At 46.8% G+C, this 18,417-nt stretch carries 17 protein-coding genes and 1 other annotated feature; of the genes, 8 read left to right on the top strand and 9 right to left on the bottom strand.

Features of this window, described 5'->3' with window-relative positions:
• Window positions 1–270 precede the first annotated feature (270 nt).
• A complete protein-coding gene (locus OH461_RS09945) occupies window positions 271–1,533 on the top strand; it encodes a vWA domain-containing protein (RefSeq protein ID WP_270020461.1) in 1,263 nt (420 codons plus the stop codon).
• The gene (locus tag OH461_RS09940) at window positions 1,467–2,636 is read left to right on the top strand and encodes an ATP-binding protein (RefSeq protein WP_333482222.1); all 1,170 of its coding nucleotides are present in this window, start codon (window positions 1,467–1,469) and stop codon (window positions 2,634–2,636) included. The genes OH461_RS09945 and OH461_RS09940 overlap by 67 nt, the downstream gene beginning before the upstream one ends.
• A gap of 185 nt (window positions 2,637–2,821) precedes the next feature.
• Here the strand turns inward: OH461_RS09940 and rpsO are convergent, their stop codons facing one another.
• Window positions 2,822–3,091 (bottom strand): 30S ribosomal protein S15, encoded by a 270-nt coding sequence (gene rpsO, locus OH461_RS09935; protein WP_070972367.1) that lies wholly within the window; start codon window positions 3,089–3,091, stop codon window positions 2,822–2,824.
• A 244-nt stretch (window positions 3,092–3,335) separates the two neighbouring features.
• Between rpsO and mtnN the strand changes: the two genes are divergently transcribed.
• From mtnN to OH461_RS09915, 4 genes are all read left to right on the top strand, one after another.
• Window positions 3,336–4,034 carry a 5'-methylthioadenosine/S-adenosylhomocysteine nucleosidase gene (gene mtnN, locus OH461_RS09930; protein WP_270020459.1) on the top strand — a complete coding sequence of 233 codons (699 nt, stop codon included), beginning with the start codon at window positions 3,336–3,338 and terminating at the stop codon, window positions 4,032–4,034.
• A gap of 12 nt (window positions 4,035–4,046) precedes the next feature.
• A complete protein-coding gene (locus tag OH461_RS09925; RefSeq protein ID WP_270020458.1) occupies window positions 4,047–5,000 on the top strand; it encodes a cobalamin biosynthesis family protein in 954 nt (317 codons plus the stop codon).
• A complete protein-coding gene (gene btuF / locus OH461_RS09920; protein WP_270020457.1) occupies window positions 5,000–5,824 on the top strand; it encodes a vitamin B12 ABC transporter substrate-binding protein BtuF in 825 nt (274 codons plus the stop codon). Before OH461_RS09925 ends, btuF begins: the two co-directional genes overlap by 1 nt.
• 97 nt (window positions 5,825–5,921) lie before the next feature.
• Window positions 5,922–6,551, top strand: a complete 630-nt coding sequence (locus OH461_RS09915; RefSeq protein ID WP_270020456.1) for a TRIC cation channel family protein — start codon at window positions 5,922–5,924, stop codon at window positions 6,549–6,551.
• 76 nt (window positions 6,552–6,627) lie between these two features.
• On the opposite strand, the gene thrC is transcribed toward OH461_RS09915, so the two are convergent.
• Genes thrC through thrA form a run of 3 tightly spaced genes read right to left on the bottom strand, consistent with a single transcriptional unit; the run spans window position 6,628 to window position 11,350 of the window.
• Window positions 6,628–7,911: a threonine synthase gene (gene thrC / locus OH461_RS09910; protein WP_270020455.1), complete on the bottom strand. Its 1,284-nt coding sequence runs from the start codon at window positions 7,909–7,911 to the stop codon at window positions 6,628–6,630.
• Window positions 7,908–8,864, bottom strand: a complete 957-nt coding sequence (gene thrB, locus OH461_RS09905) for a homoserine kinase (protein WP_270020567.1) — start codon at window positions 8,862–8,864, stop codon at window positions 7,908–7,910. The genes thrC and thrB overlap by 4 nt, the downstream gene beginning before the upstream one ends.
• A 26-nt stretch (window positions 8,865–8,890) precedes the next feature.
• Window positions 8,891–11,350, bottom strand: a complete 2,460-nt coding sequence (gene thrA, locus OH461_RS09900) for a bifunctional aspartate kinase/homoserine dehydrogenase I (protein ID WP_270020454.1) — start codon at window positions 11,348–11,350, stop codon at window positions 8,891–8,893.
• Between the two features lie 31 nt (window positions 11,351–11,381).
• Window positions 11,382–11,498, bottom strand: a sequence feature (Thr leader region).
• Window positions 11,499–11,777: 279 nt separating this feature from the next.
• Here thrA and OH461_RS09895 point away from each other — a divergent pair.
• The gene (locus tag OH461_RS09895) at window positions 11,778–12,236 is read left to right on the top strand and encodes a ribonuclease regulator (protein WP_270020453.1); all 459 of its coding nucleotides are present in this window, start codon (window positions 11,778–11,780) and stop codon (window positions 12,234–12,236) included.
• On the opposite strand, the gene OH461_RS09890 is transcribed toward OH461_RS09895, so the two are convergent.
• On the bottom strand, window positions 12,233–12,718 hold the full coding sequence (locus OH461_RS09890) for a putative 4-hydroxy-4-methyl-2-oxoglutarate aldolase (RefSeq protein WP_270020452.1): 486 nt from the start codon (window positions 12,716–12,718) through the stop codon (window positions 12,233–12,235). The two genes, OH461_RS09895 and OH461_RS09890, sit on opposite strands and share 4 nt — an antisense overlap.
• 30 nt (window positions 12,719–12,748) lie before the next feature.
• On the bottom strand, window positions 12,749–13,138 hold the full coding sequence (locus OH461_RS09885; RefSeq protein ID WP_270020451.1) for a DUF3293 domain-containing protein: 390 nt from the start codon (window positions 13,136–13,138) through the stop codon (window positions 12,749–12,751).
• A 326-nt stretch (window positions 13,139–13,464) separates the two neighbouring features.
• Between OH461_RS09885 and arcA the strand changes: the two genes are divergently transcribed.
• Window positions 13,465–14,181: a two-component system response regulator ArcA gene (gene arcA, locus OH461_RS09880; protein ID WP_270020450.1), complete on the top strand. Its 717-nt coding sequence runs from the start codon at window positions 13,465–13,467 to the stop codon at window positions 14,179–14,181.
• Window positions 14,182–14,257: 76 nt separating this feature from the next.
• On the opposite strand, the gene truB is transcribed toward arcA, so the two are convergent.
• The 3 genes from truB to infB form a co-directional block, all read right to left on the bottom strand.
• Window positions 14,258–15,211 (bottom strand): tRNA pseudouridine(55) synthase TruB, encoded by a 954-nt coding sequence (gene truB, locus OH461_RS09875; protein WP_270020449.1) that lies wholly within the window; start codon window positions 15,209–15,211, stop codon window positions 14,258–14,260.
• On the bottom strand, window positions 15,211–15,606 hold the full coding sequence (gene rbfA / locus OH461_RS09870) for a 30S ribosome-binding factor RbfA (protein ID WP_260259846.1): 396 nt from the start codon (window positions 15,604–15,606) through the stop codon (window positions 15,211–15,213). Before rbfA ends, truB begins: the two co-directional genes overlap by 1 nt.
• 108 nt (window positions 15,607–15,714) lie before the next feature.
• Window positions 15,715–18,399, bottom strand: coding sequence for a translation initiation factor IF-2 (infB, locus tag OH461_RS09865; RefSeq protein ID WP_270020448.1), 2,685 nt, complete (start codon window positions 18,397–18,399; stop codon window positions 15,715–15,717).
• Window positions 18,400–18,417 lie beyond the last annotated feature (18 nt).

Here is an 18,417-nt window from a genome sequence, read left to right as displayed (position 1 = left end):
CGGCAACAAGGGTGACTAACGTGAATCACCTCTAAAATTCGATTAGGTTCAACTTCGAAACGCAGAGTGGCAACAGAAATTTATTCGCTCAGTCGAGCATGGTGGATAGGTTTCTAGATGAGTACTGCGAGGTTTCGTCTGTGTACGATTACTGCGCGTACCGGGCTTTACGTTAAAATCACCAGCCATCGCTTTCAACGAAATGCTCCTAAAGCTCTTACTATTAAAATCGAACGTGGATTGACCACCTGAGCATTATATGGATAATTCATGTTAAATCATATAGTTAATCTGGTTCACGCTATAAACAACGCCAATCTATCACGAATCCTAGTCAAACTGATGCTCAATGAGCCCTTTTACGGCCATTATCTGAGTAGTTTTCATAAGGCTACCCTAGAGCGAGACGACGAAGGAACCGCTCCTCTTGAGATAAAGCTCAAAGAAAACAGTAACATTCAGTTCATATGCCACTTTGTACCTTGGGGCGCATTGAGTGAGTCTCAACAGCTGGGGGCACTAAAACATGAAGCTCTGCACTTAGTATTAGGGCATCCCTTCGGCCGCCACCAATACGCAGACTCAGCCCGTTTTGATCTGGCGGCCGATCTAGTGGTAAATCAATATCTCAGCCCTGACCAATTGGCGCCAAATGCCCCAACTCTCGAACGGGTAAACCAGTGGCTGACAGGGCTCGGCCATCCAGAGTTAGAGCCCCATCGCGAACTGGGCTACTACTACCAAAGACTGCCCCAAAGCAACCAACTCCCGGGCAATCAGGGCTTTGACGGCGCAGGGCTTGGGCACCAAAGCTGGAACGCACTGGGCCAACTCGATGAAGCTCATCGCTCTCTGGTGAGTCAGCAACTAGACAGTAAGCTGGAGGAAAGCGCTCAACGCACCGAGCAAGTAAACACCAGAGCGCGAGGCCTTTTGCCCGCAAGCGTACTGGAAGCACTTGCCCAGGCCATTGCTCGTCGTCGCCCTACAGTTAACTGGCGTCGCCTACTAAGGTTGTTCGCCTCTAGCGCTCGGCGCACCTCAGTAAAAAACACACTAAGACGACCTTCGAAACGCTACGGTACCACTCCCGGAACCCGCATTCAGCCTCATCAACACATTCTGATCGCCATAGATACTTCGGCCAGTGTCGATGACCAACAGCTCAAGTGTTTTTTTGAGGAGCTACACCATATCTGGCGTGCCGGCGCCGAACTCACCATCGTTGAATGCGATACCGAGATTAAAAGTCAATACAGTTACCGTGGTGAACCGCCGAAAGCGATCAGTGGACGCGGAGGCACCAGCTTTGACGCACCCATTGAAATGGCCAATCGACTGCGGGTTGATGCCACCATCTACTTCACCGATGGTGAAGCGCCGCCGCCGGAGATTTCGGCGCGGGCACCTATTCTGTGGCTTATCCATAACGACAGAACTTCGATAAAAAACACACCTCTTCGCCAATGTGGTCGGGTGATCCCCATGGCCGATACCAATACCATCACCGAAACCAGCACGAGACATTCATGACACATAGCCACAACTACAGCTACTACGGTTTAACCTGCCAAGCGCCGGAAGTGCGCAGCTTCATCGAGCATCTGCTACCTAAATTAGGTCAGCGCAGCGTTCCTGTCTGCATCTGGGGCCGTCACGGCATAGGTAAAACCCAGATGGTGGAGCAGATCGCCAAAGAGAGAGGAATGCAGTGGCGCACCATTGCTCCAGCTCAGTTTGAGGAGATGGGGGATCTGTTGGGAATGCCTCAGGTAACCCAAAATGAACAGGGAGAAAACGTAACTCAATTTGCCGCTCCCCACTGGGTGCCGACCGAACCCGGCCCAGGTATCCTACTGATTGATGACGTTAACCGCGCCGACGAGCGCATCCTTCGAGGCATCATGCAGCTGCTGCAAAACCATGAACTCATCAGCTGGGCACTGCCTGAAGGCTGGCAAATTGTGCTTACCGCAAACCCAGATGGTGGCGACTATTCGGTCACACCAATGGACGACGCTATGCTGACTCGCATGATGCACATCACCATGGAGTTTGATGCGAAAGCGTGGGCATTGTGGGCAGAAGGTGCCAACATTGACCCTAGAGGCATCGACTTTGTGTTGACCTACCCCGAGCTGGTCAGCGGCGAGCGCACCACCCCTCGCTCTCTGGTGCAGTTCTTCCAAGCCATTGCGCCAATTGAGGATCTTAAGTCTCAGCTGCCACTAGTGAACATTCTTGCTCGCTCCTGTTTGGATGAGACCACCTGTGCCGCGTTCATCGCCTTTGTGGAACAGAACCTAAGTAAGCTAGTTTCGCCTCAGGCGATGGTGGAGGCCAAATCCTTCGATAAGGAGATCGCTCCGCAAATTGAGCGCATCGCCGGCGGTGCCGCACCACGAATCGATATTCTGGCCACCCTGTGTACCCGCCTCCACCACTATCTGAAAGTCAGTGGCATTAAGCTAAAACCAGCTCAAATTGGCAATGTGCAGGCGTTTCTTAAGCTGGGCTTCCTGCCAAACGATCTGCGTCTTGGACTGATGCAGGATCTGATGAACAGCGGCAATGCTTCAGTGAAAGGGGTATTAGCAGATGCGGAACTGGCTAAGCTGTTCCTAAGTAACGCTTAACCTTGTTACCCCTTCCCCAAAGAAAAAATGCCAGTTCGCTTAGCGAACTGGCATTTTTATTTAAGGCAATTGATCACTTACTTTTCAGTAAGGACATAACTAATAGAACTGTCAATTTATGAATTTCAGATACAAAAAAGGGGCATATAGCCCCTTTTAAACAAACTGTTCTATGCAGCCGCTGATTAGCGACGTAGGCCTAGACGCTTGATTAGGTCTTGGTAACGCTCTAGGTTCTTACCTTTTAGGTAATCTAGAAGCTTACGACGACGAGAAACCATACGTAGAAGACCACGACGGCTGTGGTGATCGCCTTTGTGTGCTTTGAAGTGACCTTGTAGGTGGTTGATAGAAGCTGTAAGTAGAGCTACTTGAACTTCTGGTGAACCAGTGTCGCCTTCGCCTTGTGCGTATTCTGCAACGATTGCTGCTTTAGTTTCTGCATTCAGAGACATAATTCTCTCCTAATAAGAGTAGGTTTAAAGTTGTAGCAGCCGATCTCTGATTCAGCCGCTACGCGAAGCGCGGATTATATGAGATGTATAGCGCTTAAGCAAGCTGTTTCCAGTTCGATGATTTCTGGTACACTTAGCAACAATGCAAACTACCCCAAACAGTTGAAGTCACCGCTCATTTGATACATAAAAGAGCGCCCCAACCGTCTGGGTTCAGATCTATCTGATATTTACAGGACTCACTATGAAAATCGGCATCATTGGTGCAATGGAACAAGAAGTTTCCATCCTTAAACAAGCTATCGAAAACTGCCAAGAAGAGAAAAAAGCAGGTTGTACTTTCTTTTCTGGTCAACTGAATGGTGTTGACGTTGTTCTGCTTCAGTCAGGTATTGGTAAAGTGGCTGCTGCTGTCGGCACAACAATCCTACTTAACGAGTACCAACCTGATGTAGTCATTAACACAGGTTCTGCGGGTGGCTTTGACTCAAGCCTAAACCTTGGTGATGTGGTTATCTCTACCGAGGTGCGTCACCACGATGCTGACGTAACGGCATTTGGTTACGAAATGGGTCAAATGGCACAGCAACCAGCGGCTTTCATCGCTGATGCAAACCTAATGGGCGTGGCAGAAAAAGCACTGGCACAAATGGAAGACAAGCACGCGGTACGTGGTCTTATCTGTACTGGCGATGCGTTTGTTTGTACTGCTGAGCGTCAAGCATTTATTCGTAAGCACTTCCCATCTGTTATTGCAGTAGAAATGGAAGCATCAGCGATTGCACAAACTTGTCACCAATTCCAAGTACCATTTGTTGTAGTACGTGCGATTTCTGACGTAGCAGACAAAGAAGCAAGCATGAGCTTTGACGAGTTCTTACCTCTTGCTGCTAAGAGCTCATCAGAAATGGTGATTAAAATGGTTGAACTGTTGAAGGCTTAATTGCTTACGCTCATGGAAGAACTATTTCATCAGTTTTATTCAAACGGCGCACTCCTTGTTCTTTGGGGCGCGCTGCTTTGCCAGGCGATTCTCCCTTTCCCTCGAGAAGCCCATCCGGCCATTTTATGGCATAAATTTGCTGAGCTATTAGCAAGCAAAGTAAATAACAATAACAGTTATTCTCAAAGCCTGCTTTCTGGCTCATTAGCTTGGCTGCTTATGTTAGCGCCAATGCTCGCTGTGTTAATCGCACTAAAGACCCTCGTTTGGCAACCGGTATTGTTTGAACTCGCGTTTCTTATTCTCGCTTTAGATTGGCGAAATACTGAAAGGTTTGCCAATCAATTTGGTCAACTGCTGGCCAAAGAGGATAAGCAAGCGGCCAAGCAACTGATTGATCCGCTTATCAACCGCTCAACAGATACCCTATCTTTGATGGGGCTAGGTAAAGCAGCAACAGAAACCGTTATCATGAGTTACAGCCGTAACGTGGTTGGTGTGCTGTTTTGGTATGCCATTGGTGGTGGCATTGGTGCCTTTATGTATCGAATGGCAATTGAACTTGCTCGTGCTTGGTCACCTTCCCGTCAACGATTTAGCCCATTTGGCATTCCAGCCATTCGCGCTTTAGCAGCGCTTGATTTCATTCCGTTGCGACTGTTTGCGCTAATGCTGTTGGTTGGTCAACGTAGTAAAGCGACAATGCAACTGCTCAAACAGCAAGCAGCATCATGGCCATTACCCGGCCCTGCTTGGGTTCTGGTTACTGTCGGCAGTAAACTTGAGTTATCCCTATGCGGCCCTGCCATTTATGACGGTAAGAAAAGTGTTCGCGCAAAATTAGGCGGACGAATTGCCCCATCCGCGATTCACTTAGATCAGACCCGTAAATTGTTACTCAGCCGAATTTGGGTTTGGCTCGTACTTCAAAGCCTTATCATGGGCTTCATCTATCAAGGATTGTAATGTTCCGTTTTTCTCTACTGTTGTTCAGCAGTTTGGTTTCTTTTTCCTCTTTGGCGCAATCGTTTGAGCGAGTAATCAGCCTTGCCCCTTCTGCCACTGAGCTGGCCTTTGCCGCAGGGCTTGGTGACAAGCTTATTGCCGTGAGTGAACGCAGTGATTACCCACCAGCCGCCAATCAACTAGAAAAGATCGCCAATTACAAAGGCATTAATGTCGAGCGCATCATCGCTTTACAACCAGATCTAATCATTGCTTGGCCATCAGGCAACCCACCAAGAGAATTGGAAAAATTACGTCAATTTGGCTTTAAGATGTATGAAACCAATACTCGCTCACTGGAAGATATTGCGCGCAATATCGAAGACCTGAGTCAGTTTGCGGATGACCCAACTCAGGGTAAGAAAAACGCACAACAGTTTCGCCAGCAACTTTTAGCCCTTAAGCAGCGTTACCAAACGGATAATACCGTCAGCTACTTCTACCAACTGAGCGAAAAACCAATCATTACGGTGGCTCAGGGGAAATGGCCAAGTGAGGTATTCAGCTTTTGTGGTGGTGAAAACATTTTTGAAAAAGCCGCGGCCCCTTACCCACAAGTTGGCCAAGAACAAGTGCTATTGGCAAACCCTGAAGTAATTTTCACTTCTCGTCACGCAATCGAAAATAACACCATGTGGCAACCATGGTATGACCAACTGCGAGCGTTACAAAACGACCATGTTTGGACACTGACCTCTGACTGGCTGAACCGCCCGACCCCACGAACTGTGCGCGCCATTGAGCAAGTTTGTGAGCACTTCGAAAATGTGAGAAAAAACCGTTAACGGTACTAGATTTTATTTCGTACTATGCCTCGCCGAGCAAACGTTACCTGCTCGGTGAAAATATCAACAGCTAACAACAATATGAGAACTTAGTAACATGGACTCCATGCTGCTTTATACAATTGACCTTTTTGGTACTGCTATTTTTGCTATCTCTGGCGTGCTGCTTGCGGGCCGCTTAAAAATGGACCCATTTGGTGTCGCGGTGCTTGCCAGCGTAACCGCGATTGGCGGCGGTACTATTCGTGATATGGCTTTAGGTGCGACGCCTGTTTTCTGGATTACCGACACCAATTACCTTTGGGTGATTATTATTACCTGTCTACTGACGATGCTGATTGTACGTCGACCGAAACGCTTAGCTTGGTGGATTTTACCTGTCTGTGATGCGATTGGTCTTGCGGTCTTCGTTGGCATTGGCGTCGAGAAAGCCATGGCTTATCAAGACTCTGCGATGGTCGCGGTGATCATGGGGGTAATAACCGGTTGTGGCGGCGGTATTATCCGTGATGTGCTGGCTCGTGAAGTACCAATGGTACTACGAAGTGAAGTCTATGCGACCGCCTGTATTGTCGGCGGGGTGTTCCACACCACAGCACTGGCTATGGGTTATAGCAACTCAACTGCATTCTTAGCTGGGGTCTTCTTTACCCTATTGATTCGTCTCGGTGCAATTCGCTGGCATTTATCTCTGCCAACATTTGCTTTGCACAAGCCTTCAAACTAAAGCTCAGAGAAAGAACAAATAAAAAGGTCGTCTAATTTAGACGACCTTTTTCTATTCCGCTGCACTTACGTTCAGTCTATGGCTGAACGCGACGCAACACTTGCTTAAGTGCATCAAAATCGTTTGCGAGATCTTCTGACAGTAGATCCATCACCGCATGTTTAGCTAGTGGGCCCGGCAACTCAATATCGCTACCTAAAATGTCATCCACCACTTCCTTAAACTTCGCAGGATGCGCAGTACATAGGAATAGGCCTGTTTCACCTTCCGCCAATTGCTCTTCAAGCACACGGTAGGCAATAGCACCATGTGGCTCACATAGGTAACCTAGTTCGTTTAGATCACGCACAGATTGAGCACTTTGCTCATCAGTCACTGCACCTTTACCTAAGGTTTCTAAACCCCATTCTTTCACTCGGCAAAGTTCTTCAATGCGAGGCCAGTTGTTTGGTTGGCTAACGTCCATTGCATTTGATGTGGTTGCCACTGTTGGTTTTGGATCCCACTTACCTGTTTCTAGGTAACGTGGCACCGTATCATTGGCATTGGTCGCGGCAATAAAGCGCTTGATTGGTAACCCCATTGCTTTAGCTAGCAAACCCGCAGTTAGATTGCCGAAGTTACCACTTGGCACTGACACAACCAAGTTTTCTCGTTGTTGTTTAGTCAGTTGAGAAGCGGCTTCGAAGTAGTAACAGATTTGCGCCATTAGACGGCTAATATTAATTGAGTTAGCCGAGTTCAAACCAATCTCTTCACGCAGCTCAGCATCATCAAAGGCTTGCTTCACTAGCGCCTGACACGCATCGAAATCGCCATCAATCGCAACGGTATGAATGTTCTTACCTAAAGTACAGAACAGCTTTTCTTGCAGTGGGCTGATCTTACCTTTCGGGTAAAGAATCACGACATTGATATCTTCCATACCGTAGAAAGCGTGCGCCACTGCCGCACCCGTATCACCAGATGTTGCAGTTAAAATAGTAATCTTACCGCCATTTGAAACCGCGGCTAAAGATTGCGCCATAAAGCGACCGCCAAAATCTTTAAACGCAAGGGTTGGGCCATGAAAAAGTTCGAGCGCGTAAACGCCGTCTTTAACTTGCTTAATCGGTGCTGGGAATTGGAATGCCGCATCAACCATAGAATTAACTTGCAGCTCTGCAAGCTCTTCACCGATCAATGCCGATAGAATCTTGGTACTGCGAGCAACGAAATCTTGCTCCAGTAGCGCATCCACATCATCAAACTTAGGCAGTTCAGATGGGAAAAATAGGCCTTGATTACGACCTAACCCTTGGCGAACGGCTTGGCCAAAGGAAACTTGTTCATCATTTTCTTTTATATTGTAAAGCTTCATAGCTCACTTCCTGTTACTTTCGAACCTTGCTTGTCTAAGCGACAAACGTGAACGAATCCTTCCTGATTTTGTACATAATTTTGTTCGAGCCATCGAGCTACACGCTCAGCAGTATCCTGCTCTTTACAGACACTAAACAGTGTTGGGCCACTGCCTGAAATACCTGTTGCTAGCGCACCTGCCGATGCCGCATATTTACGTGCATCAGCAAATCCCGGTAGCAGTTTCTCACGATATGGTTCTGCGATCACGTCTTTGATCATTTTTGCAGCGAGTTCAGGCTGGCCTGAATGACACGCATGGATAAAACCCGCTAAGTGGCGGCCATGGGCGATGACATCTTGGCGACGGTATTGCGATGGCAAAATAGAACGCGCTTCCGCCGTAGACACTTTAATGCCCGGATAGGCCATGACCCAATACCACTCATCAAAACATGGTACTTCTTGGCTAATTACACCTAACTCTTCAAGCATCAACTGCAAGCCACCTAGGTAGCATGGCGCAACATTATCGTAGTGAATGCCACCTGAGATTTGGCCTTCCATCTCACCCATTAACGCCAGCAGTTCTGTCTCGTTTAATGGTTTAGCATGAAATTGGTTCAACGCGTCTAACGCAGCGACAATCGAACACGCACTTGAACCTAACCCCGAGCCAATCGGCATGTTTTTCTCTAGCGTCATTGCGACAGGTAGAGCTTCAACACCTTTCTTTTCCAACTCGCGACAGTAAACTCGCCAGCAGTCATAAACGATGTTTTCTTTAGGATCAGTAGGTAGCTTTGAAACAAAGTCACCCGCAGTATCTAGCGTGAATGGTTGCTCGCCTTTTTTGACCAATACTCGGTCACCCAAGAGCGTGCCATCAATCGGCGACACTGCTGCCCCCAATACGTCAAAACCAACACTGACATTACCAATTGAAGCGGGCGCGTAAACAACCACATCCATACCACTACTCATATCACTGCTCATCATTAAACCCCTAGCTTCCAACCTAACGTGCGCATCACATCAGAGAACACACCTGCGGCAGTCACCGCTGTACCCGCTCCGTATCCACGCAGCACCAATGGAATTGGGCTGTAGTAACGGCTGTAGAACGCCAGTGCGTTTTCGCCATCTTTAATCTTAAACATTGGGTCATCACCATCCACTGCAGCAATGCTCACTCGGCACTTACCATCGACAATCTCACCCACGTAACGCAACACTTTGCCTTCTTCTGCCGCATCTGATGCGAGTTTTTGGAAATAAGCATCCGCTTCAGGTAGACGAGCCATAAACTCTTCTACGCTGCCTGAGTCATCAAAACCTGGTGGCAGTGCTTGGTCAACAATCACATCTTCAAGCTCTAGGTTCATACCTGCTTCACGCGCCAGAATAAGTAACTTACGCGCGACATCCATACCCGATAGGTCATCACGTGGATCCGGCTCAGTAAAGCCATTATCTTTAGCAATGTTTGTAGCTTGGCTTAGCGTCATGCCTTCATCAAGCTTGCCGAAGATGTAAGACAGTGAGCCAGATAGAATGCCAGAAAAGCGCTCTAGTTCATCACCTGCCGAAATGAGATTTTGTAGGTTTTCGATAACCGGAAGGCCCGCACCTACTGTTGTTTCGTACATCAACTTACGACGAGAGCTACGCGCAACATCACGAAGTTGGTGGTAGTAAGCCATACTCGCTGTATTAGCCTTCTTGTTTGGCGTCACAACATGGAAGCCCGCCGCTAAGAAATCAGCATACTGCTCGGCGATTTTTTCGCTCGACGTACAATCAACCAATACTGGGTTAATAATATGGTTACGCTGAACCAATGAGGTCAAACGCGGTAAGCTAAACTCTTCGCTGATACCGTTGAGGCGATCACGCCAGTGATCTAGCGGTAGGCCTTCTCCATCAAGTAATACGCCCTTACTATTCGCAAGACCACAAACTCGTAATACGATGCCCTTCTCTGCCAATTTAGCTTGTTGACGCTGAATCTGATCCACCAGCTCACCGCCAACGCCGCCAACACCAACAATGAAGACATCTAAGAAGTGTTTCGAGTTAAATAAGTTCTCATGACACGCTTTAATTGCCTCTGAGATTTTATCTTCAGGAATCACCGCCGAAATTGCTCGCTCTGAAGAGCCCTGAGCAATCGCAACGATATTTACGTTAACTTCGGCTAATGATGAGAAGAACTGAGATGCCACGCCACGAGATGTACGCATACCGTCACCAACCAGTGTCACGATAGCCACATGGTCAATAAACTCGACTGGCTCTAGAAGGCCATCTTTTAACTCAAGTTCAAAAGAATCACGCAATGCTTGTTGCGCGCGCACTTTGTCTTCAGCCTCAATACAAAAGCTAATGCTGTACTCAGAAGAAGATTGTGTGATCAGCACAATTGATACACCCGCAGATGACATCGCGCCAAATACGCGGCTTGCCATACCAACCATGCCCTTCATGCCCGGGCCTGACACGTTAACCATTGTGAGATCGCTTAGTGTCGTGATGCCTTTGATAGCAAGGTTGTCTTCACCGGTATCTTGACCAATCAGCGTACCTGCACCTTGCGGATTAAAGCTGTTTTTAATCAGGCATGGAATGTGGAACTGAGCGATTGGGGCAATAGTCTTCGGATGCAGAACGGACGCACCGAAATAAGACAGCTCCATCGCTTCTTGGTAGCTGAGTGACTTAAGCAGACGAGCATCATCAACCAAACGAGGGTCGCAGTTGTAAACGCCATCAACGTCAGTCCAAATTTCACAGCAATCCGCACGTAGACATGCCGCTAACACAGCAGCCGAGTAATCTGAACCATTACGGCCTAGTGTCACCAACTCGCCTTTTTCATTACCCGCAGTAAAGCCCGGCATGATGTTGACATGACCTTGAGGCAATGGGTTTTGACGGAAGTTTTGTGTTGAAACATCCACATCAACCATGGCTTCTAGGTAATCACCACGAGCAAATAAGTATTCTACCGGGTCAATCAGGCTGGCTGGCTGACCTTTTGCCTCCAGCACGGCTTTCATTAGCTGAATCGACACACGTTCACCTTTACTGATGATACGTGCGTTGACGTTATCTGGGCACATCCCCAGCAAACTGATGCCGTTTACATATTGGCGTAATTGATTCAGCGAAGTTTTAACTTGGTTGTCATAGCCACTACCATCGATATTTGGTAGCACCTGCTTTATGTCTTGGAAGAGGTCACGGAAGGCATCTTCTAAAGCCGCGATTTGCAGCTCTGCATCGCCTTTTTTTAACGACGCTTCAATCACCGCCACTAGCTTGTTGGTTGTTTTACCCGGTGCAGAAAGCACCACGGCTACATCTTCTTGTTGGGCATTGTTCGCTATGATATCCGCGGCACGTAAAAAACGATCCGCATCGGCTAACGATGAGCCACCAAATTTTAAAACTCGCATCCCTGTCTCCAAATTCTCTTATAAATTGGCATAAAAAAAGGCCTGTACCGAATGGGTTACAGGCCTTTTTTTGAATTTCTTTCGCTTAGCAGCCTGCCCCAACGCGTGTGGTGTCGGTAATAATAATGGTTGTGGTCATTACTGTTAGGCTGTTATGAAACATATGGTTTTGTTGAATATTGTGTGTTTGCTTACCCATACAATTACCTTATTCACTAACAACTAGTCAACGAAAAGTTTCTCTTTTTTGCTTTTTAACTTGTTTAATATTCAATCAAGGTGGATAAAACGACGCCAAGATCACAGTGAAACTGTGCACTTATGTCATAATAACGAATTGGAATATAAATCTTGCGACTAGTTCGGAAGTTTTATGCTTTACTTACAAGGCAGTGGAAAATGAACAGCGAATAGTCTGGAGCGGCGTATGAAAAAAATAATCAGCCTTACTCTTGCTTTGCTTAGCGGCACAGCTGTCGCGGCTGATCTACCTATTTTACCGACACACCAAAGCCATACCCCGTTTAAACCTTTTATTTCCAGTGAAAGCAACCAGTACAGTTTCGATTCTTGGACAATCGATAGTGGCTACTCTTACAGTCTGTTTGATAATCTAGATTTGTATGTAGGTGCCCGTTTGAATAACGGAAAAAATAACGAAGGTGGATTCTTAAGTGGTGTGAGTTACCAAGTGTCCCCTCGTCTATCGGTAAAAAGTACTTTGCATTCATACTCCGACATCAGCGCACCTAATGGTAAAGAAGAAGGGATTGGTGCAGAGGTATCAAGCCGCGTTCAGCTCACCGATAACATCGATTTGCATGCCACCCTCGACTATCAAGAGTGGCAGCAAGGTGTTGAAGTCGGCTTAGGGTTTCGGTTCTAGTTCCAATTAAGCAACTCAGTTGACGTCAAAATTCCATTCCAATCCGCATAGATATAATCACCCGGTTGAATCATCTGGTTTTGAATCGTCAACGTCACATTAACTTCGCCAGCGCCGCGCTTTTCGGTTTTAAATGGACAAGTGCCTAGCGCTTGAATACCAAGCTCCATCTCAGCCATCATGGCAACATCACGAACTGCACCATACACAATGACGCCTTCCCAGTTATTCTCTATCGCTAAAATCGCTAACTGATCACCCATCAGTGCTTTTTGGCAGGAGCCATTTCCATCAACAACGAGCACTTTACCTGTGCCGTCTTGCTCTAGCATGTCACGAACCTTAGAGTTATCGTGGTAGCAACGTACTGTGACGATTTCTCCCCAAAAAGCACTTCTACGACCAAAGTTACTTAGTGGTAAATTTACGTAAGTGACGTGATCTTCAAACTTGTCACAAATATCCGGCGTAATATCTCTCATGTTTCCTCCATGATGCTAATTTTGAATTCCTTATCTAAGCCGAAACAACCATTCTCCTAGATTAATTTCTGTTCGATCTGCTAAACACGATAACAAAAATAACCGCTTACCCTGTACAAAATAGATCGCATTTTGGTGATATTTTTGCGCTAGATCTATCGCTTGTTGTTTCGAGATTACAATTGCAAAGCTCTCTTCCGACCAAGAAAAGTCTTCGTTGCCCACCACAACACTAACACAAACTTTGCGACGAACATCACGACGTAAATGACTATTTTTTAAGCCATTTTCCTGTTCTGAACAAATGACACTATGGGGGTTACTTGCGGTAATAATCGCAAAATCTTGTTCGGGGAATGGGGCAGAAAACTTTAAGTAAGGATCACTATATGCCTGCCATAACTCAGCATCTATCATCATATAATCATTAATTTTACATTTATCAGTTACTATTAATATTTGTTACATCGATTCTCTTGATATAAATCAACAAAGTGCATGGAATTAACATTTGAGCATTGTTAGCATGCTGTTAACTATATAAAATTCGTTTCAACGCCTAATAGAACAAATGAGGACAAGGGACCTCTTCTGTAAGAAAGTAACACCAAGGACGGCGGGTTACCAAAGACAGTGTTTTTTTAAACTCTTTGGTTTATTATCAATAGCAAATTATCTGTATGTAATATTTTTGCCTAGAATTTATTCTATTAGCACAATTTTTTCACAAGTTTAGGTACCGCCAAATGCAAACCCCGCAGATTCTTATCGTTGAAGATGAGCAAGTAACTCGTAACACTCTAAAGAGTATTTTTGAAGCAGAGGGATACGCTGTTTATGAGGCCAGCGACGGTGAAGAGATGCACCAAGTGCTTTCTGATAACCAGATCAACTTGGTAATCATGGACATCAATCTTCCAGGTAAAAATGGTCTTCTTCTTGCGCGTGAACTTCGCGAGCAAGCTAACGTAGCACTGATGTTCTTAACTGGTCGTGATAACGAAGTAGACAAGATCCTTGGTCTAGAAATCGGTGCAGATGATTACATCACTAAACCATTCAACCCTCGTGAGCTGACTATCCGTGCTCGTAACCTACTAAACCGCTCTATGAACGCAAGCGCTGTTCAAGAAGAGAAACGTAGCGTTGAGAAATACCAGTTCAACGGTTGGGTGCTAGACATCAACAGCCGCTCTCTAGTAAGCCCAGATGGTGACAGCTACAAACTACCTCGCTCAGAGTTCCGTGCTCTACTACACTTCTGTGAGAACCCAGGTAAGATCCAAACTCGTGCCGATCTTCTTAAGAAGATGACTGGCCGCGAGCTTAAGCCACACGATCGTACCGTTGACGTAACGATTCGTCGTATCCGTAAGCACTTTGAATCTGTTTCTGGTACACCAGAGATCATCGCAACGATTCACGGTGAAGGCTACCGCTTCTGTGGTGACCTAGAAGACTAATTTAGTCTTTAGCAGAAACTAAAAAGGAGCCCATCGGCTCCTTTTTTTATTTTCGCATAACGAACAATCTTGAGGATTACTCGTTTTCTACTGGCTCACGAAAAACCACTAGGCGCTTTGGTGCAACTCGACCATGGTCATCAATCTGAGCAACACCAATAAATAGCTTCTCTTCGCCACTTGTCATACGCACTGTTCCTTCAGCTGGCGCACCCGCTACCTGTACAGGCATACCATGCTGAACAAGATCGGTCAGTTCTGCGTTCATGTTCACCTCTGGAAGGTCAGCTACCGCAGTATCCATTGGCATTAACAGTGGGTCTAAAAGCTCTTTCGGTGCTTTTTCTTCGCGATGAGCTTGCTCTAATAGCTCGTTAAGCTGCTCTAACGTGACCATTTTCTCGTACGGGTATTTTGCAACCGCTGTACGACGAAGCATAGTTACGTGAGCACCACAGCCTAGCATCTCACCTAGATCATCAACGATGGTACGAATGTAAGTGCCTTTCGAGCAGTGCACTTCCATCTCTACTTCATCGCCTTCAAAACGATGCAGCACGATGTCGTACACGGTGATCTTACGAGCTTCGCGCGGCACTTCGATACCTTGGCGGGCATATTCATACAGAGGCTTGCCTTGGTATTTAAGTGCAGAGAACATCGAAGGAACTTGATCAGACTCGCCACGGAAGCTCTCAACGCATTCCGTCAGTTTATCTAGCTCAACGTTCACCGGACGCGTTTCTACCACCTCTCCGTCCGAGTCAGACGTATTGGTACGCTCACCAAGCTTCGCGATAACACGGTAGCGCTTGTCTGAATCAAGTAGGAACTGGGAGAACTTGGTCGCTTCCCCTAAGCAAATAGGCAGCATGCCTGTTGCTAGAGGGTCAAGCGCACCTGTGTGCCCCGCTTTCTCAGCGAAGTAGATACGCTTAACTTTTTGCAATGCGTCGTTAGAAGAGATACCAGTAGGCTTATCCAACAGGATAACACCATCAATAGGACGACCTTTACGACGACGAGCCATTACTCTTCGTCCTCACGACCAGAGTCTTTTTGCTTCTGCTTATCTTGGCTTACTACTTCGCTTACCAAGTTAGACATACGCATACCTTCAACTAATGTGTTGTCGTAGTGGAAGCGAATTTCTGGAGTAAGGCGCAGACGAATGCGCTTACCTAGCATCATGCGAATGTGTGCTTCATGTTCACGAAGCGCAGTTAAGCATGATTCAGGAGTTTGCTCACCCACACATAGGAAAGTAACGAAGACCTTCGCGTAAGCAAGATCACGTGACACTTCTACATCAGAAATGGTCACCATACCTAGACGAGAATCGCGCACTTCACGTTGCAGGATCATCGCTAATTCTTTTTGCAGCTGCTGCGCTACGCGCTGCGTGCGGCTAAATTCTTTTGACATAACTTTTCTCTTATTAGAAAGAATGGGGGGATGGATAATTCCAGCCCCCCATGGCGTATTCAACAACCTATTACTGCATGCCTAGGGCTTGCGAGTAATTTTAGTCAATTAATCAAGAGTACGTTTAACTTCAACGATTTCGAATACTTCGATTTGGTCGCCTACGCGAACATCGTTGTAGTTCTTAACGCCGATACCACATTCGTAGCCGTTCTTAACTTCTTGAACGTCATCTTTAAAGCGACGTAGTGACTCTAGTTCACCTTCGTAGATAACTACGTTGTCGCGTAGAACGCGGATTGGGTTGTTACGCTTGATAACACCTTCTGTAACCATACAACCAGCGATTGCGCCCAGTTTAGGTGACTTAAATACGTCACGAACTTCAGCAAGACCAATGATCTCTTGCTTGAATTCTGGAGCAAGCATACCGCCCATTGCTTGTTTCACTTCGTCAATCAATTGGTAAATGATTGAGTAGTAACGTAGATCTAGGTTTTCGTTTTCAACAGCACGACGAGCAGATGCATCAGCACGAACGTTGAAACCTAGGATGATAGCGTTAGATGCTGCCGCTAGAACTGCGTCAGTTTCTGTAATACCACCAACACCAGAACCTACGATGTTAACTTTAACTTCTTCAGTAGACAGTTTACGTAGCGAGTCAGCGATTGCTTCAACAGAACCTTGTACGTCAGCTTTCAGTACTACGTTCAGCTCAGCAACTTCACCAGCAGCCATGTTAGAGAACATGTTCTCTAGTTTCGCTTTCTGTTGACGTGCAAGTTTCACTTCGCGGAATTTACCTTGACGGTAGTTCGCTACTTCACGTGCTTTACGCTCATCACGTACAACTGTTGCTTCGTCACCTGATGCAGGAACACCAGATAGACCTAGAATCTCTACAGGGATAGAAGGACCAGCAGTCGTTACTTCTTGGCCATTCTCATCGCGCATTGCACGTACACGGCCGTATTCTTGACCACATAGTACGATGTCGCCCTTACGTAGCGTACCAGATTGAACTAGAACAGTAGCAACTGGACCACGACCTTTATCTAGACGAGATTCAACAACAACACCAGACGCCATGCCTTCTTCTACAGCTGTTAGCTCTAGAACTTCAGATTGAAGAAGGATAGTTTCTAGAAGACCATCGATGTTAGTACCTTGTTTCGCAGAGATGTGAACGAACATGTTCTCACCGCCCCATTCTTCAGGGATAACGTCGTATTGCGCCAGTTCGTTTTTAACGTTGTCTGGGTTCGCATCTTCTTTATCGATCTTGTTCACAGCAACAATCAGAGGAACGCCTGCCGCTTTCGCGTGCTGGATCGCTTCGATTGTTTGTGGCATTACGCCATCGTCTGCTGCTACTACTAGAACTACGATATCTGTCGCTTGAGCACCACGAGCACGCATTGCAGTAAACGCCGCGTGTCCAGGAGTATCAAGGAACGTAATCATGCCGTTCTCAGTCTCAACGTGGTAAGCACCGATGTGCTGTGTAATACCACCCGCTTCACCTGAAGCAACGTGAGCTTTACGGATGTAGTCAAGTGTAGAAGTTTTACCGTGGTCAACGTGGCCCATGATAGTAACAACAGGAGCACGTGGTGTTGCTTCTGCATCGCTATCACGATCGCTTAGTACCGCTTCTTCTAGCTCGTTTTCTTTACGAAGAATAACCTTGTGGCCCATTTCTTCAGCAACCAGTTGTGCTGTTTCTTGGTCAATCACTTGGTTGATAGTCGCCATAGCGCCCATCTTCATCATCACTTTGATAACTTCTGTGCCTTTAACAGCCATCTTGTTAGCAAGTTCAGATACAACGATAGTTTCGCCAATCACAACGTCTGCTTTCGCTACAGTTGCTGTTTTGTCGAAGCCTTGCTGCATTGAAGTTGGTTTAGCAAGTTTACCTTTGTTGCGGCCTTTGCCACCACGTTGGTTGCGCTGGTTACGGTCAGGCGTTGCTGCAGCTTTTTTCTTCTTCTTACGACGTGCACCACCCTCTTCACGACGGTCTGCCGCGTCTTCCGCTTCACGAGCGTAAGATGAAGTAGTTACGTGGTAGTCAGAGTTTTCCAACTCTTTAGTTTTCTTCTCTTCTTCGCTCCAACGAGCGGCATTTTCTTCTGCTAACTTGCGCGCTTCCTCAACTAGCTTAGCTGCTTCTTGTTCAGCTTTGCGTTGAGCTTCAGCATCTTGACGACGTTTTAGTTCGTCTGCTTCTTTCTTCGCTTGGTCGTTAACTTCAGCGTTTTTTGCATTCATTTCTTTTTTAGCCTTATCAGCTTGTGCGCGTTTGGCCTTTTCTTCAGCTTGGCGTTTTGAATCCGCTTCTTGCTTCGCTTTCTCTTCGGCCTCGCGTTGTGCTTTCTCTGCAGCTTCGCGTTTTGCAAGCTCTTCAGCTTCACGCTTCGCAAGCTCTTCTGCTTCACGTTTCGCTGCTTCCTCAGCCTCACGTTGTGCGTCGTCTTCGATAGTGCTGCGCTTCACATAAGTGCGCTTCTTGCGCACTTCTACCTGAACATCCTTACTCTTGCCGCCACCAGCGTTAACACTCAGAGTGCTACGAGTCTTACGTTGCAACGTTAGACGTGTAGGCTCTGATTCACCCGACGTATCGCCGTGTTCTTTTTTAAGATGGCCAAGAAGCGCTTGCTTCTCGCTATCTGTAACTGTGTCGCCGCTTGCTTTTTTCATTCCTGCATCAGCAAGTTGTTCAATTAAGCGGTCAACTGGTGTACCAATCTCTTCACTAAGAGCTTTTACTGTAAGTTGTGTCATTCCGCTTCCTCCTTGCTG

Origin of the sequence: Vibrio sp. LaRot3 (genome assembly GCF_027587025.1) — a bacterium.
GTDB lineage: Bacteria > Pseudomonadota > Gammaproteobacteria > Enterobacterales > Vibrionaceae > Vibrio.
Note: the sequence above shows the minus strand (reverse complement) of the source record. Positions and strands in the feature narration are given on the sequence as shown.